A 25,643-nucleotide genomic window follows, 5' to 3' on the forward strand; every position below is an offset into this window, starting at 1 on the left:
ATTTTTTTCAAAACTAACAACTGACAACTGACAACTGACAACTGACAACTGACAACTGACAACTAACAACTGACTAATAACTTAGACCAACCATCCTTTTAAACGCTTGGCTATGTGAGGACGGCGTAACTTTCGCATGGCTTTACTTTGGATTTGACGGACTCGTTCGCGGGAAAGGTTAAACATATTCCCCACTTCTTCCAGGGTGCAGGGTTCGCTGCTGGTGAGTCCATAGCGCAGGGAAATGACATCTTTTTCCCGTGGGGTGAGTACGTCACCCAAAACTTCCCAAATCTCCTGACGCATCATGTTTTCGTTCATTTTTGCTTCGGGAGACTGGTTGTCTTCATCTTCTAGCAAATCCATTAACTCTGTGTCTTCTTCTTTACCGACACGGTGGTTAAGGGAAAGGGCTTGACGACGTAGTTGTTGCAGTTGACGCAGTTGGTGAACCGTAATTTCTAAAGCTTCGGCCATTTCGGCTTCTGTGGGGTTACGAGCAAGTTTTTGCTTGAGTTCCCGTTGGGCTTTTTTTAGTTTATTAAGTTTTTCAACAATATGGATTGGTAAACGAATAGTTCGAGCATCATTAGCGATCGCTCTTGTAATCGCTTGTCTAATCCACCAATAAGCATAAGTAGAAAACTTATATCCTTTATCGGGATCAAATTTTTCGGAAGCGCGGTTTAAACCCATTGCTCCTTCTTGAATTAAATCCAGAAAAGGGACACCACGATTTAAATATCGTTTAGCAATAGATACGACTAACCGGAGATTAGAGCGAATCATTTTCCGCTTGGCGACTCTACCCTGATACAAGCGGCTTTCCAGTTGTTTTTCTGTCATTTCCAACTGAGAAGCTACCTGGACTTTACTAGGGTTTGTTCCTAGTTCTAATTCCAAAGCTGCTTGTAGTTCTTTGACTTCTTCTAAAAATCTAACTCGTCTGGCTAATTCCACTTCTTCATCGGGTTTGAGGAGTGGATAACGCGCCATTTCCTTAAAAAATGCGCCGACAGCATCATCATTTTCGGTTTTATTATATCCCGAAGGACGGGCTGCGGCCATATCATCGCCGTTGCGTTCTTCTGATTCCAAGTTTTCGACAATTGCAGTATCTTCATATACTACTTGATCTAAACTCTCAATTGATGGTTCTTCATGATCAGTAATATTCTCCAGTATTTCCATTGTTCCCAAGTCAGCAAGATTCATAGTTTCCTTTAGGGATGTTTGCTTTGTTTGGTACATAATTTAATGACAACAGCCTGTTTCAGGCTTGGTAGTTTTAGTGTAAATATTCATCTGTCAGTCGTCAGCTATCAGCTTTCAAGGTGGAAATACAGGTAATTAAAACTAATTGCCTGGGTGTAATTTCGGTGTAAGTTTAAGGAAATAAATATTTCCTTTTCTTTGCTATTCCTGCTCTTAGCTAACGGCTGATAGCTGAATGCTGAATGCTTACGTTTTCCCCTCAGGACAAATACAGCCTTCTTCTCTAGCAAAATACTTTCTTTTTAATCATTCCTCATCTGGAACGGAAATCAGTATTTGTCCATTATTTTTAGTTTTGGCTAGATACAACCTATGATCATTACTGACTTTAGCACCCACAAAAACTAGCTTTTTTGGCAGATCAATAGACATATTCTTCATTTTTTTTCTTAATTACCAAATATGTCAAACCCCCTTATAGCAACTTTAACAAATATCAAAAATCTAGGTAAACAACCCTATGTATCTATCCTAAATGATCTGTGAAAAAACCTGTTATTTGTTGCCTGTTGTCTATTCAGCACCTCCACAAATCAGCAAGCACAGCTATATATTAATTTTTTGTGTATTTTTTGCAAAGTTTTCAGGTTTGTCCGGTTTGGGTGATGGGAGTATTTGAATGAATCGCCATTTTGGTACTAGAGTTATTTATCTCTACGAAAATTTACTAAATGATCCAAAATACAAAAATGGTAACTTCCAATCCGGATAATATTTATCGTTTAAAAGCATCTCACATTGAAAAAGTATTTAATATCTACCAATGGGTGGAAAAACTCTATGCCTTATTTAGTAGTTCAATCTCATTATTGATTAATAACACAATTTATTACTTATCAAGATGTTATAAATGACATAAATATTAGGAAGTTTAATTAAGCATTCAGTAGTTCATGAGTTCAATAGCTAAGTAATATTTTTAATGTTCAATTATTTATGGCACGGATATTAGGAGCTAATTTGTCTAGTAGATTACATAAATTCAAGATTATCAACTATTATGAGTAATTGAAGTATTGTAAAATACTATTTACACAAGGTAAACCCAAGGGATAGAATTAAGTAAGCTTGGACAAAATTAACCAAGTCTGTGAACAAAATATTTGTTTATAAATCCAGAAGTTATGTATAGTATTAGTGCCAATTCATCGGTTATAGCCGTAGCTGAACCGGGGGGATCATATCAATCTCAAACAAAATTGTCTCAATGGGTGGAAGTGCTTGTAGATCGTCCAAAATATCTAGATCGATTGACACAGAAGACACCAGCACAGGACTTATTGATACAGAAGACATCAGAACAGGACTTATTGATAGATGAAATACCAGAACAGAACCTATGGACTGATAAAATACCAGAAGAAGACCAATTATTAACCTATAAAATACCCGAACATTTAGAAATTAAACCAGGGGATATTTTAACTGTTCCCCTTGGTCAGATGCAGGTAGGTGGTGTTGCTATTCGTTTGTTAACTCAACCACCAGCAGACTTAGCACTGGAGAAAATTCGAGAAGTAGAAGATGTGGTTGTTCAAGCATTTTTTCCTTCTACTTATTTTACATTACTCAATCGTGTTGCAAGCTATTACTACACGCCCCTGATTCAGGTAATTCGTGTCGCTTTACCACCGAGTTTATTAAGAAAATCGCAACGTCGTCTGCGTCTTCGACCAGAAAATATTCCTCATGGTGCAGAGGAGTTTTTGCGTTCAAAAGCTGCACGCGAAATCCTGAAAATACTCCAATCTCAACCAGATGGAGACTATAGTTTTAAATACCTTAAACGTCAAGTTCAGGGCTTTGATTGGGGAAAAAAACAATTACTAGATCGAAAGTGGGCGGAAATCTATTTAGAATTACCTAGACGGTCTAAACCTCAAACAAAACAAGCAGTAACGCTAGTTGATAAGGGATTATACATGAACCTCAATAAGCGTCAATATGAAATCTTGAAACTTTTAGGAGATCATGGTAGTGAGTTGTGGTTGACTGAGTGTGTAGAGATTTGTAAAACAACAGCATCTACTTTAAAAGGGTTAGAGCAAAAAGGTTGTATTGTAATTGAAGACAGAGAAATATTACGCCGAGAAAAAGGGCCCACAGTAGCGGGAGATTGGGCGAAATCCTTAACACCAGCCCAAAATAACGCCTTAGAAACGATTAATTCCTTAACTGGATTTGCTCAAGTATTGTTACATGGGGTAACAGGTTCAGGAAAAACAGAAGTATACTTACAAGCGATCGCTCCCTTAATTGAACAAGGAAAATCCGCCTTAGTTTTAGTTCCTGAAATCGGACTCACACCTCAACTCACAGACAGATTTCGCGCCCGATTTGGTCAGAAAGTCCACGTTTATCACAGCGCCCTTTCCGACGGTGAACGTTACGACACCTGGCGACAAATGCTCACGGGAGAGCCACAAATCATCATCGGGACTCGCAGCGCCATTTTCGCTCCTTTACCCAATATAGGCTTAATTATCCTGGACGAAGAACACGATAGTAGCTTTAAACAAGATTCCCCCATTCCCACCTACCACGCCCGCACCGTCGCTCAATGGCGAGCCGAATTAGAACATTGTCCTCTAATTTTAGGTTCAGCAACTCCCTCTTTAGAAAGTTGGGTAAGCCGAAATCATCAATATTTATCATTACCAGAACGCATTAATTCCCGGCCATTACCCCCGGTAGAAATAGTGGATATGCGTCGAGAGTTAAAAGAGGGAAATCGGTCTATTTTTAGCAGAAAGCTGCAAAATGCTTTACAACAATTAGAAGAAAGACAACAACAGGGAATTTTATTTATCCACCGTCGCGGACATAGTACCTTTGTTTCTTGTCGCAGTTGTGGTTATGTGTTGGAATGTCCTCACTGTGACGTTTCCCTGGCTTATCATCATGTGGAAGAGGGAGCGCCAGAATTATTACGCTGTCATTATTGTAATTATGGGCGCTTACATCCTCCCCATTGTCCCGAATGTAGTTCTCCATATTTGAAGTTTTTCGGAAGCGGTACTCAACGGGTAGCCCAAGAATTAACTAAACAATTTCCCAATTTGAAAATAATTCGCTTTGATAGTGATACTACTAGCAAAAAAGGTTCGCACCGTGAACTCCTGACTAGATTTGCTAACGGTGAAGCCCATTTATTAGTGGGAACACAAATGTTGACGAAAGGATTAGATTTACCCCAAGTTACCCTTGTGGGTGTAGTCGCTGCGGATGGATTATTGCACTTATCTGATTATCGCGCCAATGAACGCACATTTCAAACTCTTACCCAAGTTGCAGGGAGAGCCGGAAGAGGAGATGATCCAGGTAGGGTAATTGTTCAAACTTATACTCCAGAACATCCGATTATTGAAGCGGTACAAAAACATGATTATCAATCTTTTGCTGATGCAGAACTAGCACAAAGACAGGCATTAAATTATCCTCCCTATGGCAGATTGATTTTATTGCGGTTAAGTAGTTTAGATCCCATTCAAGTCCAAAATACAGCCCAAATCATCGCCACCTTTTTGAATGATAAGGAAGGATTTGAAATATTAGGCCCCGCACCAGCTAGTATTTTACGAGTAGCTAACCGTTACCGCTGGCAAATATTACTTAAATTTGCTCCTGACGCATTACCAAATTTACCAGATTGGCCAGAAGTGCGATCGCTTTCTCCCGCTTCTGTGAGTTTAACAATTGATGTTGATCCTATTAATATTATGTAGTTGCGGAAAATGAAGAAGGAGTCAGGAGGAAGAATATAATACGTTTCCCCTAGTACATCAAAGAAGTTGTCGCCACAAGCAACACAGAATTTTAGTAGCAAAAAAGAAGTGAAAAATTTTCCCTCTTTTTGAATAAAACTTAATGCCAATTTGACTATACTATTATTGATATTAGTTGAGATTGCTTCAAAACTATTAGCTACAGTCAATGTTTGTTACATAGAAAAACGACAAATTATGAACAACAAATTATTTACTAGCATATCTATTAAAGAACAAGAAAATACTTCTGGTGGTGCGGGTATTCCTGATATTTCTGGTATTCTTGATATTTCTGGTATTCCTGATATTACTGGTATTCCTCCTTCTCTAATTTCACCACTAGGAGCTATCTATAGTACAACAGTGGTTGATTTATTAACTAACATATTACCAATATTTGGTTATAGAGGTCAAATTCCTAGTTCCATTAGTTTTTAGTTAATCAGCAAAAACAAAGCCTCTAGTACCGCAAGGCGGAATTAAGAATTAACAATTAAAAATTAAAAAAGCAGATTGTATAAGCTTTTTAGGAATTTTCAATGGTTATCTTACTTACGCCGTACTGTTCTAGAAGCATTTCTAGAGGCTTTTTATAGTAATTCCAAGAGTCAAAATTATTGGTTTATTCTGACTCCTTCTGCAATAATTTATCTTCTAAACTTCCGTTGTAAAAAAGCAATAATTTGTTCCCACGCTGAAGTAGTAGCAGCAGCATCATAACGATAACCATCATCTCTCATAAAAGTATGTTCTGCTTCATACGTGAAAAATTGATGGTGGACTTTGGCATTTTCTAAGGCATTAATTATAGTATGTCGATCATGTTCAGAAATATGGGGATCTTCAGTTCCAAAAATTAATAACATCTCTCCTTTAATTTCTGCAAATCTGTGCAAAGTATCCGCCACACCTTTACCTAATTTACCGCTAGGAATACCAGTCGGATAGCAACAAACAGCCGCTGCAATTTCACTTTCAAAAGCAGCGCGAAAAGCCAAATGTCCACCAATACAAAAACCCAAAGTTCCGATTTTATCAGCAATAACTGAACTATCATTTTTGAGAAAATCAATCACCGCACGAGTATCAGCATCATATTCAGATATTAACGTTTTTCGGGCATCATCATTACCGCGCATTCTACCAAGATCATTAGGTTCAATTATAGAACCCACAGGTTCAATTCGGTGAAAAATTTCCGGAGCAGCGACAACATAACCAAAACCAGCTAAATAATTAACTAACCGAATTATGGCATCACCTAATTGATAAATATCACTGTAAAAAATAATTCCTGGATATTTACCTGCTGTTTTAGGTGCAGCAACATAAACCCGCATTAAACTATCATCAACTCTTAATTCAATATTGCGTTTAACAATTTGCACTTTGCATATTTTGGTAATGTGTTAATTTGTAATTCTCCAGATTTAATAATAATCAGTAAATTTTTAGAAAAATATCTTAGACTTTTTGAATTTGAAAAGGTTAGTCTTTCTAAGACAATGTTTTCAAAGTGAACCCAAGTCAAAAATCATGTAAATCGTGAGTGAAGAAGTAATTAATATCGCTGGAAATTAAATATGAATTAATCTCATGGCTATTACTTATAAACAAAAATTATATATGTATAAATATCACAATACAAATTTATTATTTTCACAGTTTTACAGCCATAACCAGACCTTGATATATTCACAGAAGTATTTATATAAACAAGGTAAAAAAAATAACACTGAAATTTTTAAATTTCTTTTATAAAAAACCAGCCTAGCCGTGCTAAGGTTTTGATCTTGTTATCTTCCTTAGCTGCTTCAGCTTATGCATCTGCATTCTTTACATCCACAACACCTTGAAGAATTAGTCAAGAGTAGTGGTATAAACTTAGACTTAATTCGTTTAAATTTTACATCGCTCAATGGTACTAATGCTTATGAATATTTGCTAATTTCTGACCAACTTCCCCGCACTAATACGGGGATGATTAAAAATGCTTGGTTACAACGCTATACCCACATTACAGAGGGTGGCTGGTGGTGTTCTGGATTAGATCCCCTTAATGATTGGCATAAGATGGAATGGGGATGTTTTAAACCCAACCAACCGCGACAAAATCAAAAAGGCAAATCAATCAAATATGAACATCCTCCCAGCACACCCACACGCGTATTTTGTTTACGCATATCTTTACAAATTTGGCAACAAGTTGGGCAACGTCACAATTTAAGCTTACCGGAAAATATCACTATTAATCATGATGGTGAAGCCGAAGGTTTTTGGGAATGGGTAATTAAAAATAAAATATCTATTGTCATTTGTGAAGGTGTCAAAAAAGCCGCAGCCCTTTTAAGCCAAGGATATGCTGCTATTGCTATTCCTGGTATTAATAGCGGTTATCGAGTTATTAAAGATGAATTTGGCAAAGTTACCTGTCGGCAATTAATACCTGATTTAGCCGCATTCACAATTACAAAACGCAACTTTTATATTTGTTTTGATTTTGAAACTCAATCCAGAAAAATTGCGGCTGTGAATAATGCTATTTCTCAACTAGGTTGTTTATTTCAACAAAAAAATTGTCCTGTTAAAGTTGTAGAACTTCCAGGAAAAGAAAAAGGAGTTGATGAATTTATCATTGCTAAAGGTGTCACAGCCTTTGATAAAATTTATCGTCAAAGTGTAGATTTAGATATTTATATTGCCCAAACTAAACCCCATACAGAGTTAACAATTCCCGCTGCACTTACTGTTAACTGTCCTTATTTGGGAAAAATTGCCTTTCCTACTTCTGGCTTAGTTGGTGTAAAATCAGCCAAAGGAACAGGTAAAACCACAGCATTACAAAGTATTGTTCAACAAGCAAAAAGCCGCAACCAACCAGTTTTGTTAATTACCCATAGAATCATATTAGGACGTTTCTTATGTGAAAAAATTGGAATTAAATGGGGTATTGATCATGCAGCATGGAGTATAGAAGCTGATGAATTACCTGTTAAATGTCCTTTACCAATTACCCCATCTTTAGGATTATGTGTAGATTCAATTTGGAAATTAAAACCTGAAGATTGGCAAGGAGCAATATTAATTTTAGATGAGGTTGAGCAGTCTTTATGGCATTTACTCAACAGTGATACCTGTAAACAAAAACGAGTTAAAATTCTCCGCATTTTTCAACAACTAATTTCTACAGTTCTCACAACTGGAGGTTTAATTATTGCCCAGGATGCTGATTTATCAGATGTATCTTTAGAGTATTTACAGACTTTAGCAGGAATTAAGTTAACTCCTTGGGTGGTTGTGAATGAATGGAAACCAGAAAAAGGTTGGGATACCACTTTTTATGATTCACCCAATCCTACACCCTTAATTCATCAATTAGAATTAGATTTAATTGCTGGACGTAAATGCTATGTTACTACCGATAGTCGTTCTGGTCGCTACAGTTGTGAAACTATTGAACGTTATTTAAAAGAACGGTTGCAAAAACTTAGAAGAGAATTTCCTGATACCTTAGTAGTTAGCAGTCATACTACTAATACACCTGGCCATGAAGCCGTTGATTTTATAGCTGCTATTAATCAAAAAATTACTGATTATGATACTATTTTTGTTACCCCTAGTTTGGGAACAGGAATTAGTATTGATGTTCAACATTTTGACCGAGTTTATGGTATTTTTCAAGGGGTAATTCCTGACTCAGAAGCCCGTCAAGCTTTAGCAAGAGTGCGTGATAATGTCCCCCGTGTGGTTTGGTGTGCTAAACGGGGTATTGGCTTAATTGGCAGTGGAAGTACCAATTATCGGTTACTATCTCATTGGTATCAAGAAAATCAAAAAGAAAACTTAGCTTTATTAAGTCCATTGCATAAAATAGATGTAGATTTACCTCTAGTTTATGATCCTATTCATTTACGTACTTGGGCAAAATTATCAGCCAGAGTAAATGCTTCTATTCGTCTTTATCGTCAATCAATGCAAGATGGATTGATAACTGATGGACATCAAATTCAAATGCGAAGTAATGAAGTCCAAAATAATATTCTTCGTGATTTGCGGTTAGCATTTTTTGCCACTGAGCGTAGTGATTTTGAAAACCGCAAACGGTTAATCTTAGAAATCGTCAAAGTTCAAAAAGATTGGGGACAAAGTATTCAAAAAGCCAAGGAAATTAAACGCAAAATTAAAGAAATTAAGCAGCAAAATCAATCAGCAGCAGCAAATTCTGTAGCTACCGCTAAGGATATTGATTATGTGGAATATGAACAGCTATTAAATAAACATTCTCTCAGCAATGGAGAACGTCATCAACTTGATAAATATATCCTCAGACAAAGGTATGGCATTGTAGTTACTCCCCAACTCAAATTACAAGATGAAAAAGGATATTATGGACAATTATTAATCCATTATTATCTCACTCATGAAAGTGAATATTTTCATGTTAAAGATCAGCAAGAATGGAGTCAGCAGTTATTGTGGGGTGAAGGTAAGGTTTTTCTTCCAGATTTAAAAACTTATACCCTAAAAGTTGAAGCTATGCGGGCTTTAGGAATGCTGCAATTTCTGGAAATAGCAAGAGTATTTAAGGAAAATGACGCTGATTTAATTTGGCTGAAAAATGTGGCTGCACAAAGTAGTAGACACATTAAACGAGCTTTAGGGATTGATTTAGTCAGGGGAAAAGAATCTGTTTCAGGAATTAAAATATTAAGCCGACTTCTAAGTTTATTGGGTTTGAAGTTACAACAAGTAGATGATGGGTATAAAATTGACTTGAAAACTTTAAATGATGGTAGAGAAAAAATATTTGCAGTTTGGCAACACCGTGATGATTTGATGCTGACTTCTTTACATAATATGAAACATGAAATGGTTGATTTACCTGAGAAGTCTCGATATGAAGCTGTACTCATAAGTTAAATTCCCATATCCACAATACCTATATCTCTGACTTCTTTGAGAAGTCGGGGATCTATCTGTGGTAAAATCAGTTTTGTATCTGGACAAAGTATGAACAAATTTTTTACCATTTATGAATAAGAATATCAATTTTGATGTTGTTAATGCTTTACACCAACAGGGTTTAGATCATTATCATAGTGGTAATTATCAACAAGCAATTGCTAATTTTGATGCGACTTTAAAATTATATGCTAATTTTTCCATGGCTTATATTAATCGAGGTAATATCTTTCATATTTTAGGTAATTATGAAAAAGCTATTGCTGATTATAACCAATGTATAAAAATCAATCCTAATTTTGCTGAGGCTTACCATAATCGTGGTAATAGCTATTATGCTTTGCAAGAATATCAAAATGCGATTTCTAATTATAATCGTTCTCTAGAAATTAATCCCAAATTTAGTGCGGCTTACTACAATCGGGGTTTAATTTATGCCCATCTTCAAGATTATCACCAAGCAATTAAAGATTATAATCAAGCATTAGCAATAGTTCCTGATGATATTCAAGCATACTATGAACGGGGTTTAGCCCATAGCAATTTAGGAAATTATGAAAATGCAATTATTGATTATAATCAAGCATTACAAATTAATCCTACACTAGCTTTAGTCTATGGTTTTCGAGCCAAGGCACATCACCAACTGGGAAATTATGAAAATGCAATTATTGATTATAATCAAGCATTACAAATTAATCCTCATTTAGCTACAGCTTACTATGGCAGGGGTATGGTACAGGAAGCTATGCAGGATCTTGTTGGTGCAGTTGCAGATTATACCCAAGCTATAGAAATATCCCCGGAATTTGCTCCAGCATACTGTAAACGGGGTGATGCTCACAAGCTGTTAGGGAATATACAAACAGCAATTCAAGACTATAACCAAGCCTTAACAATAGATTCCGATTTTTTAGCCGCTTATTATCACAGAGGCAATAGTCGTTATATAGTTAAAGATTTTACTGGAGCAATTAGTGATTTTACTGAAGCTTTGCGGTTAGATTCCCAGTCTGCTGTATTTTATAGCGATCGCGCTAATGCCCGTTATGCCCTCAAAGACTATCAAAAAGCAATATCAGATTATACTCAAGCAATCAAGATTAATCCTAATTTAGCTGAAGACTGGTTTAATCGTGGTCGTAGTCACTTTCTTTTGGGAGAATTAAATAAAGCATTAACAAATTTAAACCAAGCTATACAATTACAGCCGCGTTATTCTTTAGCCTATTTAGTTAGAGCAGATATATATAGGCATCTAGGAAATAAGCTAGACGCAATTAATGATCTACGCAAATCCGCTGATCTCTATTCTCAGTCAGGAAATACGCGATACTACCAGGAAATTATCAATCTGATTTCCAGAATCGCTGAGTTATAGTTGTAATGGTTATCACTTAGATGAGATCCGGCAAAACCTTTGATTAATCAGCTTTACACTACTTGTTTATGTCCCTGATCTGAGAAAAAATTTTTTTGATGCCCACTTTGATAGAATAGGAATGGATTCTATATTCATTTTACTGTCAAACTCCCAGCAGCGACGGTAAAATTAAAATATCCGATTGAGTCCTATAATTAAGGTAAAAGTCCATATTCTTTAAGGTATTGCTTATTTGCTATTAATTAACTTAAAATATTCAAATTATTGACTATTGTTAAAATGATCAAATTAATCTTTTTAGGATCAGGTTCAGCATTCACAGTTGGAGCAGATAATTTTCAGTCAAATATGTTGATAGTTAATGAGCAAAACCAGAAGCTGTTAATAGATTGTGGCACAGATATTAGGTTTTCTCTTCATCAAGCCGGATTTTCTCATTGTGATATTACTGATATTTACATTAGTCACCTCCATGCTGATCATGTCGGGGGACTAGAATATATTGCTTTTAATACATTATTTGATCCCAGATGTAAAAAACCAAAACTATATACAAGTAAAGATATTGCTAGTGATTTGTGGGATAGAACCTTATCTGGTGGACTTAGGTTTCTGAATGATGATATTGCCGATATAGGTAGCTTTTTTGAACAGGAAAAAATCAAACATGAAGGTTATTTCCATTGGCAAGAAATCCAATTTAATCTTGTCCGAGTTACTCATGTTGATAGTGGGTATTATCTAATGCCTAGCTATGGACTATTTTTTCAATTAGCAGGAGTCAAGATATTTATAACTACAGATACTCAATTATGTTTAAATACAAATAATAAATTCTATGAGCAAGCTGATATGATCTTTCATGATTGCGAAACCTCTCTCTATCCCAGCCCTGTTCATGCTACTTACCAACAATTAAGCAACTTACCAGAAACAATTAAAAGCAAAATGTGGCTTTATGGTTATCAACCAATAGCACTTCCCGATGCTAAAAAAGACGGATTTTGTGGCTTTGTTCAACGGGGACAAATTTTTGAATTTCCTGCATTAACTAAATAATATTTATCTTACTAAAAATAAACTTATTAGGGTGGGTTAGACTGTTGTTAACCCACCATTCTTTAAGCAAATAATCCTAAATTTCTCAACTAAGAATTAATTAACAGATGAATTAATTTCTCGATACCGTTCCTGAAGATCCTGAATCGTAAATAAAGCCTCAAATTGCAACCCAGCAGACTCATATAACTCCCCACCTCCTTGCAACCTATCTATCAGGGAGATTACTCGATCTACCGTATAACCTGCTGCCTGTAAACGCTCCACAGCCTTGAGCGCAGATTGTCCAGTGGTGACGACATCTTCCAAAACTACGACTTTTGCCCCTGGAGATAAATTGGGGCCTTCAATATAAGCCATTGTCCCGTGTCCCTTGGCTTCCTTGCGAATAATCAAAGCTGGCAGCGGTCTATTTTCATACACAGAAACCACACTTACTGCTGATACAATGGGATCAGCCCCCAAGGTTAAACCGGCTACAGCCTGAGTATCTGCTGGTAACAGGGGTAACAGCAATCTTGCCATAGCCAAAGCGCCTTGGGGATGAAGTGTTACTTGTTTACCATTAATATAGTAAGAACTACGTTGACCAGAGGAAAGAACAAAATCACCTTCTTGATACGCAAGCTGGCAAAATAAATCTAGTAGCTTTTGACGGAGGGTAGTTAAATCAGTATTAGCTGCCCAAATATCTGAGTTGCTAGGGGTTTGAGTGGAATAAAACATTACAAACCATTAAAAGTTGTGTTACACCAAAGTTGAAACTCAACAGAGTTCTCAAATTAAGCATAAATTAAGATTCACCCAAAAATTGAGGAGTTGGCAATATGGGTATAAAATTTAAAGCCTTGAGTGGATTACTGGTACTTCTAGCTACCAGTTCCGCCTTTCCTGGGGTGGTTACGGCTCAAACTGAAACACCTAACGAGGAAACAACCAGTAATGCTTTTGAACGAGCTTACTTTCGCCATGATCCTAATTTTTACGATAATGGCAGTTTAAAACGGCAGGTAGATTCTTTACTTGGGCCTGGGAGTAAATTTGGTACTACCTTCCCTGACAATGAAATCGCTAAAGATGCTGAGTTAGTAAATACTCTCTATCATGATGCACTCGCGCAACAAGCGACAAATGATCCCTATCTTCGCACACCTGATTTACCCAATCCCTACGACTCTTCTCTGTTAATGTCTCCCCGCTATAATGGCAACAAGCTCAAAATCGGTACTGAATACCGTTTTGAAAACTTACCATCTCGGTAAACATCATCAGTTCTGGGTTTTGATTCACTCATCCCAGAACTTACTTTAAAACTTTTATTAACTGCGGAACTAAAGATTTTAAAGCATTACCACGATGACTAATTGACTTTTTTAAATCTGTCGTCATTTGGGCAAAAGTCAATTGTTTCTCTGGTACATAAAAAACTGGATCATAACCAAAGCCACCATCTCCACAGGGTGCAAACAAAATTTCACCGTGACAAATACCTTCAGATTGAATTACTATTTCTCCTTGAGGATTGGCAACGGCCATCGCACAAACAAACTGGGCTTGGCGATTTTTTTGATCACCTAATTCTTTTAATAACCTAGCAATGCGTTCTAGATCATTGTTACCATAACGAGCAGAATACACTCCTGGCGCACCATTGAGGGCATTTACCGCTAAACCAGAATCATCAGCGATCGCCCAATTACCTGTAACTTTGGCAATTTCAGAAGCTTTTAAACAAGCATTTTCCGCAAAAGTTTCTCCTGTTTCTTCTACATCTAAATCTTCCGGTTTTAAAGTTAATTCCCAACCAGAATCAGCTAAATAAGCTTGCATTTCCCGCAACTTTCCGGGGTTTCCTGTGGCTACTACGAGTAATTTAGTCATTAGTTAATTGTCAGTTGTTAGTTGTGAGGAAATAGGTAAAAGATAGGGATTTTATCAATTACCAATTACCAAATTACCAATTAATTTGATTCCGCCCAAGTTTTCGCCCAAGCTAGAGTTTGGTGAACTTGTTCTATTGTCGGGGCTTCACAATAAAGGCGTAAAACTGGTTCAGTTCCGCTAAATCTAATCATTAACCAACTTTGATCAGCTAGACGGAATTTATAACCATCAATTGTTTGACAACCGATTACCGTTTTACCCGCAATTTCTGTGAGAGGTTGAGATTGTAACTGTTGTAATAGTCGCCCTCTGACTTCCATATTTGCTAAAGGTAAATCAATGCGATCATAGGTTGATGAAAAATCAGTTTGTTGTTGTAAATAGCGATAATACTCGCCTAAATCCAACCCTGATTCCACCACAGCTTCTAATACATAAAGCGCCGATAATAAGGCATCACGTTCGGGAATATGGCTACCATAACCAATGCCGCCGGATTCTTCACCACCTAGTAATACCTGTGTAGCTAACATTCGGTCAGCAATGTATTTATAACCTACTGCCGTTTCATGGACAGAAAGGTGATGTAGGGCGGCTACACGGGGAATTAAGTCAGAACCGCTCACAGTTTTGACAATTTCGCCCTGAAAGTGACGGCGTAGGGTGAGATGGTCAATTAAAATGGGAATCAAGATTTGAGAACTGAGGAAATTAGCATCTTGATCTACTGCGGCAATGCGATCGCAATCGCCATCAAATACTAAACCTACCGTTAAACCCGTTTTATTGGTTTCTCGATGAGTTTTCATGACTGTAAATAGCCGGGAAAGATACTTTGGTAAAGGTTCAGGCGCACCACCTTCAAACAGAGGATCACGTTCGCTATTAATTTCCTGAATTTGTTCCCCTAATAGTCGTGCTAATCCTCCAGCCGCCGCCCCGTGCATGACATCCACAAATATTGTTAATTTGCCAGAAGCAATCACTTTTTTAATTTTGCCAAGATCCACTTTAGCCGCTAATGCTTGACAATAACTCGGCCAAGGATCAAAGGTTTCTTCTTTGCCTGGAGTTGCTGCCGGTTCAACTGTTTCTGATAATAAGGCTTCTATCTCTTGCGTAACTTCCTGTGGGACTGAACCACCAAAAGCACTTTTAACTTTTAATCCTAAATATGCACCAGGATTATGGCTGGCTGTAACAACTAATGCCCCCAACGCCTTGAGTTCTTGCGCCGCCCAGCTATAAGCCGGAGTTGGTGCAAAAGTTTCGCTAAATAAGACATTAAAACCAACTGCGGTGACAGCATTAGCCACAACCCGGGCAAATTCTTCCGCCATAAATCGGCGGTCATAACCGACAATAATTGTCCGACTACCCACTTCAGAAAAGTAAGTTTTATGTAAAACTTTGGCTGCTACAGTTGCTACTAAGGCCAGGCGTTCAAAGGTAAACTCCTCACCTATCACACCCCGCCAGCCATCCGTACCAAACTTGATTGGGTTAGTTAAAACTGGCATAAAAATATCCTAAATTTCTAGTTGACGATTTTAGCATTTATACAGGTAATGGGTCATGGCCTATTTCCTTTGACTTAACAGGGAAATTGCCATTGGTAAAATTCGATGCTCCTGTACTTGAATTCTAGCGTGTAGTGTTTCCGATGTATCATTGGCTAGAACTGGAACAGCCGATTGGATTAAAATTTCGCCACTATCAACTTCTAAAGAAACAAGATGTACACTACAGCCAGTAATTTTGACTTTAGCGGCTATTGCCTGTTCTACAGCTTGTACTCCCTTAAAACTCGGTAATAAACTGGGATGGATATTAATGATGCGATTAGGAAAAGCGTCAATTAAAACTTGTGTTACTAATCGCATCCATCCCGCCATAATTACGAATTCCACATCATACTGCTGCAATGTTTGGACAATTTTACTATCAAATTTTTCCCGATTTTTGCAGTCACGATGATTCAATAGTACAGCTTCTACACCCCATTTTTCAGCCCTAGCTGCTGCCTTCGCTTCAGGATTATTGTAAATTAAAACTTGAATTTGGGCGTTAATTTTACCCTCGGCAATAGCTTGGGCAATTACTTCAAAATTACTCCCATTTCCAGAAGCCATAATTCCTAGTTTCAAAGGCTTGTCAGATGAAACTTGGCAATTATAAATATCAGGAGAAATGAGACTAGCCGTAGTATTTATTAGGGAATCATGAATCATAAACAATGATTATTTTAACAAAATTGAGCCTGTTGGACATTGAACTTGCCCAGATGCTTTGGTGGGAATTTTAGGAATTGCTGGGGCTTTAGTTGCAGGTTTTACAGTTTCACAAATAGCGGTATTTGTCAATGTTTCTCCTTTAACTTTTGTGATAAATACAATTCCTGTATAGCTTTTTAATTCAGGTTTTTTAGCAGTAGCCGTGTTAACGACATTTTGATTATTTTTACCTTGAGAAATGATCTGATAACGGTAATTCTCAGTTTCCGACTCTATCCCCATTTGTAGGTCTTGAATGGTTTTTGCAAACTTATTTTGCTCTACAAAATAAGCCTGTTGGCTGCGATTCATTGATTTTACTATGGTTTCAGCTTCAGCTTGGGGATTATTAGCTGATTTTTCCGTATTCGGATCAATTAATTCAACATTTTTAGGTAATATTGCATTGTCAGAAACTTTTTTAAATAGAGATACATCCTCAGAAAACTTCGTAGGTCTTAGTTCTCCGGGATTAGTACCCTGTATTTGTAGCCGCATTTGACCATCCGCCGTAAAATCAAAAATAGTTAAAACTGGTTTAGGATTGTCAGGGAGAGTAATATCCAGATACATTGGGTTTGGTGTGGAGTTAATCTCATACTTTAATGGGTAGGCAGCAGATTTGTCACCAATTTCCATAACTAAAAACATTTTGCCATCAGGAGTGAAGACAAAACCGATATTTGGACCTGAAGAATCTTTACTTTCCCATTGTCCCACCAGTTTTTTCATAATAGTATCTTTATCAGAATTACCTGGTTGAGATACCATAGGTGTTGGTGTTGTTGTCGGTTGCGCTAGTACATTTGTTTGAAATGTCAATGGTAAAGCTACTAATAAGCTGTAAGTCAGGACTTTACTAGCAGTTTTGAGTTGATCAAGTTTAAGAACAATTTGTGGCATTTAGGTAGATTCCAATTTATTAACAGGATCTTAGCAGTCCTGATAGAGATTATGTAAACTTATCTATAAAGTTTGTTATTTTGCTGATATATTATGCCATTTTTCAGTCCTATTTAATCACATGATCATGAAACCATCCCATTCTTCTCAGGTAAAATTGCTAGATAATGATACCGTTGCTGCTTGGATTTTTCTCACTCCAGCACTGATTTTGTTAACTTTGTTTATAATTTGGCCAATTATCTATTTGTTTTACCTGAGTTTTACTGCTGGTAGTTTCACTTCTAGAGGTATTTATTGGGTAGGATTAAAAAATTATTGGCGATTATTACTCAACTCCGATTTTTGGCAAGTTATTTTTAATACGGCTTATTTTACCACCGCTACCCTCATTCCCAGTTTAGTGATTCCTCTCGGACTCGCGGTATTATTAAACCGTTCCATTGCCATGCGGGGAATTTTACGAAGTGCCTATTTTCTCCCCTCTATTATCTCCCTTGTGGCTGCGGGTTTAGGATTTCGTTGGTTATTTCAAGATACAGGTCCAGTCAATGGGTTGTTAAGTATATTTGGTATTGCTAAAGTCTCCTGGTTAGGAGATACATTTTGGGCAATGCCAGTAATTATTTTATTCAGTATTTGGAAACAAATCGGCTTTAATATGGTGGTTTTCTTAGCTGGGTTACAAGCAATTCCCCCTAGTCGTTATGAAGCTGCGGAATTAGACGGGGCTAATGATTGGCAACAATTTTGGCATATTACTTTACCGGGATTAAGATCAACGGTGATATTTGCCACTATTACTACTGCAATTTTCACATTACGTAGTTTTGAATCTGTTTATATCTTGACTGGTGGTGGACCATTAAATTCTACTAATTTGTTGGTTTACTATACATATCAAGAAGCCTTTAGCCAATTTGATTTTGGTTATGCCGCAGCGGTAGCAACGGTACTCTTAGGAGTAACATTGTTATTAGTTTATTTGCAATTAAAAACCTGGACAGATGATTGATTGGTAAGTGAGAGGAGAAAATTCTCATTAATTAATCATCTAAATCAAATTCATCACACAAATCATAGTTTAGATGTTATTTAAAACTCTCGTCGTAAGAAGATCAGAATGGCAATTGCTAATAACATAAAACTGTAAAGTAAGCCATAACCAGCATTGGCAATTAATGTAATTGTGTCAGGTAGTGCTTGTAAACCGTAAACAGCATCATTTTTTAAATCTAATCTCGATAAGTCTGGCAATATCAGATATAAAATTTTGGTGATGCGTTCCATCCCTGGGTTACTACTTAATCTACCTAATGCCACTAAATCTTGAGTAATATTCCCCATTAAATACATTGCAAATGTTAATGCTGTGGCTATGAGAGAACTGGTAAAAACTCCTAAAGTAATGGCTATAGCAGTAATTAAAGATAACTGCAAAAATATGAATAGCGTAGCCAGAAAAATACTGGTAATGGGATAGGATATTTTGCCAAATTGTAAAAATCCTAAATAAATAATTGTCATACTGACAACTAGGACAGCTATAACTGCTGATAGTCCTAAATATTTACTAGCAATAAATTCACTGCGGCTGATGGGTTTAGAAATTAATACTAAGATGGTGCGTTTTTCGATTTCTTTATTAACTAATCCCGTACCGATAAAGATAGCCACAATTAAACCGATAACGTTCATGGCTGCTAAACCAAAGTCTAAAAATATTTTATCAGAGGTGGTAGACGCAAATTCAGGAATGGCACGAAAGGCAATAGCCAGGATGATTGCATAAAAACCAATGATGTACAGAATGCGATCGCGGATCACTTCCTGAAACACATTTTTAGCCATGACAAAAGTTCTAATTACATTCATGGTAATTTTTAATTCTGAATTTTTCCCTTACTGTTGTGGTGGTGGAGAACCAATAATAAATTTATTCAAGCGTTCACAAGAAATACTGGCAACTGCGTTTTTACTATCTGCTTGTTTACCAGAGGTAGATGGTTGAATCAGACAAGATTTTTTCCAGTAATAGCCTTTAGAATTCGCACTAGGTCCTGCCCAAATTGTCAAAATATCTAGCCTATATCCAGATTTAATATTGACTACACGGGGTTCAACTCGCCATAGTATTTTCTCTTTAGATTTACCTAAGTAACTTTCAATGCTTCTTCTACCTAAGTTGCCTAGTTGCTGATTAGCTTCGAGTAACCATTTTTCTACTTCTGCCCAAGGTTTATTGGCAATTTGCTGGCTAATTAAGGGTTGGAGTTTATTTAAAATCAAATCACCATTTTTCGGCTTGGGAATCGGTGGTTCTAATCTAATCACAAAGGCACTTTTCTGAAAGTTGTCTGCACGTAAACTAGGATATTCTTTTAACCATTTATCTATGACGAAGTAAAACTGAAGCCAACAACTAATCAGCATACACCAAGCTAACAAAACTACAACTTTTTGACGATCTTGTATTTTAGGAAGTTTCGCTTTTGCTGATTTCCCCCCTGTACCTTCAAAGAAGTTAGGTATGGCGGTAACAATGGCGGCTATTGTCGGCCAAATAACTATAGTATTAGATGTTAATACATTCTCTTGATATCCAAAGGCAAAGACGCTGACTAAGAAGCCCGTGATTACTGCCCCTACTGGCATAAAAGTTCCCGGAATTCTCAAAGGATCATCGGTAGTATACCAAGCTGTTCCTGCTAATAAAAATAGCCACCCACAAAAGGCAATAATATCTTTGATATACCCGACGGCAAAATATGATATTCCCCAAGAAAAAATACTCAAGTAAATAAATGTCTGCCACGAGTATGCTTTGGGTGGAGTGAATAGCTTTTGCACTCCTGAAAATAAATCTTGGATATATTTAAATATGCCAAATACTTCTTTAAATATTGATTCCATTTGATTACCTCTGATTAATATTGATCATTTTACCGAGAGCGAATTAACATAATGAAGGTGATAGCACTATAACTGATAGAGTTGGCTATTAATGTTGCCGTTATCAGGCTAGTATTTTGCAATTTAGCTATATTCATATAACTGGATCTTTGTTGTGAAGAAACAATTTCTGGTTCTGTTTTTTTACCTCCTTCATCCATAAAAATTATCAGCAACTTTATTAGTAAAAATTTCACTAGAAAAGTCGCTATAAAAATAGTAAATGACAAGAGAACTAGCATGGTGCTAATACTGGGATCTTTCAGCTTATTAAAAAATATATAATTAATCAATTCCGCTTTGATAGCAATAGGTAACATGGGTTCGATCATGAAAAACACAATCCAGCCAATCACACTAGAAAAAATATTTATAGATATGGCATAAAAAATGCTGGTTCTTTTATCAAACTTCAGCCATTTATTGAGAACAAAAGCTTCTATCGGAATGGCAGTTAGTAAGAATAATGTTTCAAAAAATATCGCACCAATTGGCAAAATTATGGGTAGTGATAATTCATCAGACATAATAGTTATAACAAGGTGATTTTAGAGGTTAGATTCCCGACTTCTTCAAGAATTCGGGGATCTGGGGATTACGTTTTTTGACTTAGTTGTACAGAGTATAACTGAAAGAATACGGATAATCGGCAATTATCTCATTGTTATGGCATTTATGATCTGGGTATGCCAAGATATTTTGATTAATTTTATTAATACATCTGTCAAGCTTTAATACGTAGGGATAAAGCCGCACACCCTAGATTCTAGTTTCGTTAAAATAAGGAGTTGCCACTTTATAGCTTTTCAAAAGATGACAAGGAACGGTATCGGTATTCGCACAGCGCAAGTGCGTTCTGAGCGGCTTACGGGTCAAATTCACGTCTATGATGGTATTGGGAAAGGTAAGTCCCAAGCAGCTTTAGGGGTGGTTTTGCGCTCGATTGGTTTGGGAATTAATACACCCAGTGATTCTAGCCGGGTTTTATTGCTGCGGTTTTTGAAGGGGCCAGAACGGGATTATGATGAGGATGGAGCGATAACTGCTTTACAGCGTGGTTTTCCCCATCTTATTGATCAGGTTCGCACAGGAAGGGCGGAGTTTTTTGGCCATGATCAAATTACACCTTTTGATCGAACTGAGGCTGCACGGGGCTGGGATGTAGCCAAAGGTGCGATCGCTTCGGGGTTGTATTCAGTGGTTGTTTTGGATGAAATTAACCCGGTTTTGGATTTGGGTTTGCTATCAGTGGAGGAAGTGGTAAACACGTTAAAATCTAAACCCCAAGAATTGGAAATCATTACGACTGGACGCGCTGCACCGCAAGTATTATTAGATATTGCGGATTTGCATTCGGAAATGAAACCTCACCACCACCCCACAGCCGCAGAACTGTTTATTGAAGGGATTGAAATTTATACGGGTGCAGGTAAGGGTAAATCTACCAGTGCTTTGGGTAAGGCTTTGCGTGCGATTCGTTGTTAGCTGAATCACGGTAATCAGTCCGTACATAAGCTAACCAACCCAATCCAAGCATGGAGAAAGGTTGAACTCTCGGTCTGATATGGGTGAAAGCCCCATCTACCAGACTCAGGTATGACTCCCTATCTGCCCACGATGACCCGACTCGGTATCGGGAGGTCGAAGCTGGGAACAGGGCGCAATCAGACATCTGTTGTGAGATGACACTGGTGCTAACGGGGAGTTCCCACGGTGAAATATAGCCTAGAAAAGCAACCTAATTACAAGCAGGACACAACCCCAAAACCTGACTTCATTGGAGCTAATTCCCGCCGCATATGTAAGGAATAGCGGTAAGAGTCCAGGGAATCCAATGGTTGAATTGGCTACACCTAACGGAACTAACAATCAACCGAGGGAACGAATAAAAACGGATTGAGGGTCTAAGGGCGGTCGAACCCTAAGTAGGCTGGACGAGCAGCGGAATCCCCTTCAATTCGGGTAGGACAGACCGTAATTGGTCTGAGGTGTTCAGAATACACAAATGGTCGCAGAGCATGATTAGACACAGAGACAACTCTAGTGAATCCTGGAAGACACTACCGTGGAAGAAATTCCGCCGTAACTTATTCCGCCTACAAAAACGCGTGTATAAAGCGGTTCAAGTTGGTGACAAGCGCAAAGCGAAGTCTCTACAAAAGCTGATTCTGAAATCAACCGCAGCAAGATTACTGGCTATTCGTCAAGTAACACAGCTAAATGCTGGGAAAAAGACCGCAGGAATTGATGGCAAAAAGTCCCTTACCTTTAAGGAACGCTTTGAGCTTAATGAACTGCTAAAAGCATCCGCTGGCAACTGGAAACACCAGGGACTAAGAGAAATACCCATCCCTAAAAAGGACGGCACTATCAGGATGCTAAAAATCCCCACTATTGCGGACAGGGCTTACCAATGCCTTACCAAATACGCACTAGAACCAGCCCACGAAGCAACCTTCCACGCATACAGCTACGGGTTTAGGACTGGACGTTCAGCGCATGACGCACAGAGAATTCTGTTCAACAACCTACGCTCATCTTGTAATGGAATAGATAAACGAGTTATAGAACTCGATATCGAAAAATGCTTTGACAGGATAAACCACACCGCCATCATGGATAGACTCATAGCTCCTTATAGCATAAGACAGGGAATTTTTCGATGTCTCAAAGCCGGAGTCAATCCAGAATTTCCCGAACAAGGAACACCCCAAGGCGGGGTGGTGAGTCCACTATTAGCTAACATCGCCTTAAATGGGATTGAAAGTATTCACAGATACCACAGGGAACCTAATAAACGAATTACAGACAATACCCCAAGAGAAAGGATTATTGAGCCAACAATCCGATATGCGGATGACATGGTGATAATACTCAGACCTCAAGACGATGCCACAAAAATACTTGATAAAATCAGTCAGTTCCTAGCAGAGCGGGGAATGAAAGTCAGTGAGAAAAAGACAAAGCTAACCGCCGCGACAGATGGGTTTGATTTCCTCGGCTGGAATTTTTTAGTCCAGAAAAACGGAAAGTTTAGATGCGTTCCTTCAACGGACAACTTTAAAGCTTTTCGCAAGAAAGTAAAACACATCGTCAACAACTCGAATTATGGTGCTACCACAAAGGCTGAGAAATTAGCCCCTGTAGTTAGAGGTTGGAGGAATTACCACCGCTTCTGCAAGATGGACGGGTCAAGAAACTCGTTATTCCACATCGAAACAAGAGCATTTAGGGTATTCAACAAGGAAACTAAACAGAACCGCTACACTAGCAAGAAATTACTAGACAAGGCGTTCCCAGCAGTTCCTTACTCCGAAAGCAAACACATCAATGTTAAAGGTGAAAAATCGCCTTACGACGGAGATTTAACTTATTGGAGCGAACGCAACAGCAAGTTATATGACGATATCACCTCTAAAGCCCTTAAACGGCAAAACCATAAATGTGGTCATTGTGGACTGAAATTGCTCAGTGACGAGAAGGTACATTTACATCATGTTGATGGAATCCACCAAAACTGGAAAACAAAAAACCTTCTAGCAATTCATGAAAGCTGCCACGATTATATCCATAAGAGCAAATGCGAAAGCTAAGAACATCGGGAGCCGTGTACACGGAAACGGGTACGCACGGATCTAACTGAGAGGGGCGGGAAATAATATTCCCCCTCGACTCTACCAAGCTATTGGGAGAGGTATCAATCATCCTGGTTCTACCCGTGTATTAATTATGCAGTGGCTCAAAGGTGGGAGTGGTTATACTGAGGATGCAGCTATAGCGGCTTTACAACAATCTTATCCTGAAGTGGTAGATCATCAACGGTGTGGACGGGATGCCATTGTTTGGCGGAATTCTCGTCAAGATTTAGACTATATAGAAGCGGAGAGGGGTTGGGAAATTGCCAAAATTGCGATCGCTTCTGGTGTGTATAAAACTATTATCCTCGATGAACTCAATCCCACGGTGGATTTAGAATTGTTACCTGTTGATCCCATTGTTCAAGCTTTATTACGTAAACCCCGTGATACAGAAGTGATTATTACTGGGCGCTGTCAAAATCAACCGGCTTATTTTGATTTGGCTAGTATTCACTCTGAGGTTTACTGTCATAAACACTATGCAAATCAAGGTGTGGAATTGAAACGGGGGGTTGATTTTTAAACCGATAATATCCCCGACTTATTTAAGAAGTCGGGGATCTAGTTTTTAGTTTTTGTTTGGATTGAGAAAACCCAACCCAAAAATCACTATTAATGATGATCTTCTTGATTTAACCAAGTTACTAAATCAGCAATTTCGGAAATATTAAACAACGCTGCACCTAAATTTTCTAGCTGTTCAACAGATAAGACTTTTACTCTTTCAAGTATTTCAGAATCAAGTTGTCCAAAGCGTTGATTAAGTAACATTAGACAAAATTTAACTTCTCCCTTTAGTTCTCCCTTCTGCAAAATATCCTGATAAATTACTGATTCTTGCATAATATCCTCACTCAATAATTGACGAATAAAATCTTTTTCAAACCGTAAACCGGCTAAAATCTCTGTGTAAGCTGCAATATCCTGTTTAGTCTCCCTATCTGCAATTTTAGCAACATTATTGGCAATCTGGGATAATAACCCTTGGGGTGAATTTGTCCGGGTTAATGGTGCTAATGGTAATAATGCCAGATTATTGAGAAATAAAGCTGAATCTTGTTCCCACATTCTGATCACACGGTAACGGTGTCTGGTTGCTTCGTTAACATATTCTTCAGTAAAAACAATTGGATCATCTGTTTCTTGTAAGAAAATCACTACTTGGGTTACAGGAACTTCATATTTACGGATTAATCTCACTGAATAGTCTAACTCTCTAAAAGGAATGGGAGGTTTAGATTGTGGGTTGGTTTGAAATTCAATATGTAAAATCCGGTTTTCTGTTTGTAAGAAGGTGACAAAATCAGCGCGAATTGGTTCTATACTCAATTCGGTTTTTAAGACTTTGATTGTTTTTGGTTCTTGGGGAAGTAACCATTTAGCAAAATCAAAGGGATATTTTTCTGCTAGTAGTTTACAAACGTTGTCAAAACTCATAGGGTTATTAATATTGATGTGGCAATGAGAATGATAAATTGTAATATTTTTAATTTTCTAATATTGCGATCATGTTATATATAGTCACAAAATGTTATCAGAATATATC

20 protein-coding genes and 2 pseudogenes are annotated in these 25,643 nt (G+C 37.6%); 10 read left to right on the plus strand and 12 right to left on the minus strand.

Translation table 11 applies throughout. The features are described 5' to 3' along the window. Positions 1-81: 81 nt before the first annotated feature. Both FJR11_RS00860 and FJR11_RS23725 read right to left on the minus strand, forming a co-directional pair. A complete protein-coding gene (locus FJR11_RS00860; protein WP_168501834.1) occupies positions 82-1,251 on the minus strand; it encodes an RpoD/SigA family RNA polymerase sigma factor in 1,170 nt (389 codons plus the stop codon). A gap of 270 nt (positions 1,252-1,521) precedes the next feature. Then, on the minus strand, positions 1,522-1,647 hold the full coding sequence (locus FJR11_RS23725) for a hypothetical protein (protein ID WP_256366764.1): 126 nt from the start codon (positions 1,645-1,647) through the stop codon (positions 1,522-1,524). Positions 1,648-2,399: 752 nt separating this feature from the next. Here FJR11_RS23725 and priA point away from each other — a divergent pair. Then, a complete protein-coding gene (gene priA, locus FJR11_RS00865; RefSeq protein ID WP_168501835.1) occupies positions 2,400-5,000 on the plus strand; it encodes a primosomal protein N' in 2,601 nt (866 codons plus the stop codon). Between the two features lie 237 nt (positions 5,001-5,237). Further along, complete coding sequence (locus tag FJR11_RS00870) at positions 5,238-5,480, plus strand: hypothetical protein (RefSeq protein ID WP_168501836.1); 243 nt, start codon at positions 5,238-5,240, stop codon at positions 5,478-5,480. Positions 5,481-5,689: 209 nt separating this feature from the next. Here FJR11_RS00870 and FJR11_RS00875 read toward each other — a convergent pair whose 3' ends face one another. Then, a complete protein-coding gene (locus tag FJR11_RS00875) occupies positions 5,690-6,430 on the minus strand; it encodes a dienelactone hydrolase family protein (protein ID WP_168501837.1) in 741 nt (246 codons plus the stop codon). Positions 6,431-6,863: 433 nt separating this feature from the next. On the opposite strand from FJR11_RS00875, the gene FJR11_RS00880 reads away from it, so the two are divergent. From FJR11_RS00880 to FJR11_RS00890, 3 genes are all read left to right on the plus strand, one after another. Then, a complete protein-coding gene (locus FJR11_RS00880; protein WP_168501838.1) occupies positions 6,864-9,962 on the plus strand; it encodes a plasmid replication protein, CyRepA1 family in 3,099 nt (1,032 codons plus the stop codon). A 112-nt stretch (positions 9,963-10,074) separates the two neighbouring features. After that, positions 10,075-11,385: a tetratricopeptide repeat protein gene (locus FJR11_RS00885; protein ID WP_168501839.1), complete on the plus strand. Its 1,311-nt coding sequence runs from the start codon at positions 10,075-10,077 to the stop codon at positions 11,383-11,385. 282 nt (positions 11,386-11,667) lie between these two features. Further along, the gene (locus FJR11_RS00890; protein ID WP_168501840.1) at positions 11,668-12,447 is read left to right on the plus strand and encodes an MBL fold metallo-hydrolase; all 780 of its coding nucleotides are present in this window, start codon (positions 11,668-11,670) and stop codon (positions 12,445-12,447) included. Between the two features lie 96 nt (positions 12,448-12,543). On the opposite strand, the gene pyrE is transcribed toward FJR11_RS00890, so the two are convergent. Next, positions 12,544-13,173, minus strand: a complete 630-nt coding sequence (gene pyrE / locus FJR11_RS00895; protein WP_168501841.1) for an orotate phosphoribosyltransferase — start codon at positions 13,171-13,173, stop codon at positions 12,544-12,546. A gap of 101 nt (positions 13,174-13,274) precedes the next feature. Here pyrE and FJR11_RS00900 point away from each other — a divergent pair, with 101 nt between their 5' ends. Beyond that, entirely contained in the window at positions 13,275-13,709 is a 435-nt protein-coding gene (locus FJR11_RS00900) for a hypothetical protein (RefSeq protein WP_168501842.1), read from the plus strand. Between the two features lie 40 nt (positions 13,710-13,749). Here FJR11_RS00900 and rdgB read toward each other — a convergent pair whose 3' ends face one another. From rdgB to FJR11_RS00920, 4 genes are all read right to left on the minus strand, one after another. Next, the gene (gene rdgB, locus FJR11_RS00905; protein WP_168501843.1) at positions 13,750-14,328 is read right to left on the minus strand and encodes an RdgB/HAM1 family non-canonical purine NTP pyrophosphatase; all 579 of its coding nucleotides are present in this window, start codon (positions 14,326-14,328) and stop codon (positions 13,750-13,752) included. 80 nt (positions 14,329-14,408) lie between these two features. Then, on the minus strand, positions 14,409-15,851 hold the full coding sequence (locus FJR11_RS00910; RefSeq protein ID WP_168501844.1) for a phosphoglucomutase/phosphomannomutase family protein: 1,443 nt from the start codon (positions 15,849-15,851) through the stop codon (positions 14,409-14,411). A 60-nt stretch (positions 15,852-15,911) separates the two neighbouring features. Beyond that, a complete protein-coding gene (gene purN / locus FJR11_RS00915) occupies positions 15,912-16,562 on the minus strand; it encodes a phosphoribosylglycinamide formyltransferase (protein WP_168501845.1) in 651 nt (216 codons plus the stop codon). A gap of 9 nt (positions 16,563-16,571) precedes the next feature. Next, entirely contained in the window at positions 16,572-17,507 is a 936-nt protein-coding gene (locus tag FJR11_RS00920) for a type IV pilin-like G/H family protein (RefSeq protein ID WP_168501846.1), read from the minus strand. A gap of 127 nt (positions 17,508-17,634) precedes the next feature. On the opposite strand from FJR11_RS00920, the gene FJR11_RS00925 reads away from it, so the two are divergent. Next, complete coding sequence (locus FJR11_RS00925; protein WP_168501847.1) at positions 17,635-18,522, plus strand: carbohydrate ABC transporter permease; 888 nt, start codon at positions 17,635-17,637, stop codon at positions 18,520-18,522. 80 nt (positions 18,523-18,602) lie between these two features. On the opposite strand, the gene FJR11_RS00930 is transcribed toward FJR11_RS00925, so the two are convergent. The 3 genes from FJR11_RS00930 to fraC are packed head-to-tail and all read right to left on the minus strand — an operon-like array spanning position 18,603 to position 20,986. Continuing rightward, positions 18,603-19,382 (minus strand): ABC transporter permease, encoded by a 780-nt coding sequence (locus FJR11_RS00930; protein ID WP_168501848.1) that lies wholly within the window; start codon positions 19,380-19,382, stop codon positions 18,603-18,605. Between the two features lie 27 nt (positions 19,383-19,409). Further along, a complete protein-coding gene (gene fraD, locus FJR11_RS00935; RefSeq protein ID WP_168501849.1) occupies positions 19,410-20,420 on the minus strand; it encodes a septal junction protein FraD in 1,011 nt (336 codons plus the stop codon). 29 nt (positions 20,421-20,449) lie between these two features. Beyond that, on the minus strand, positions 20,450-20,986 hold the full coding sequence (fraC, locus tag FJR11_RS00940; RefSeq protein WP_168501850.1) for a filament integrity protein FraC: 537 nt from the start codon (positions 20,984-20,986) through the stop codon (positions 20,450-20,452). A gap of 286 nt (positions 20,987-21,272) precedes the next feature. Here fraC and FJR11_RS00945 point away from each other — a divergent pair. From FJR11_RS00945 to FJR11_RS00955, 3 genes and pseudogenes are all read left to right on the plus strand, one after another. Continuing rightward, positions 21,273-21,935 (plus strand): annotated as a pseudogene (locus tag FJR11_RS00945) (cob(I)yrinic acid a,c-diamide adenosyltransferase); the annotation flags it as partial. 542 nt (positions 21,936-22,477) lie between these two features. Beyond that, positions 22,478-24,052, plus strand: a complete 1,575-nt coding sequence (locus FJR11_RS00950) for a reverse transcriptase domain-containing protein (protein ID WP_168501851.1) — start codon at positions 22,478-22,480, stop codon at positions 24,050-24,052. Between the two features lie 82 nt (positions 24,053-24,134). Beyond that, positions 24,135-24,620 (plus strand): annotated as a pseudogene (locus FJR11_RS00955) (cob(I)yrinic acid a,c-diamide adenosyltransferase); the annotation flags it as partial. 89 nt (positions 24,621-24,709) lie between these two features. On the opposite strand, the gene FJR11_RS00960 reads toward FJR11_RS00955, so the two are convergent. Further along, positions 24,710-25,534, minus strand: a complete 825-nt coding sequence (locus FJR11_RS00960; protein ID WP_168501852.1) for a DUF4351 domain-containing protein — start codon at positions 25,532-25,534, stop codon at positions 24,710-24,712. Between the last annotated feature and the right edge of the window lie 109 nt (positions 25,535-25,643).

Source organism: Anabaena sp. UHCC 0187 (genome assembly GCF_009712035.1).
GTDB lineage: Bacteria > Cyanobacteriota > Cyanobacteriia > Cyanobacteriales > Nostocaceae > Dolichospermum.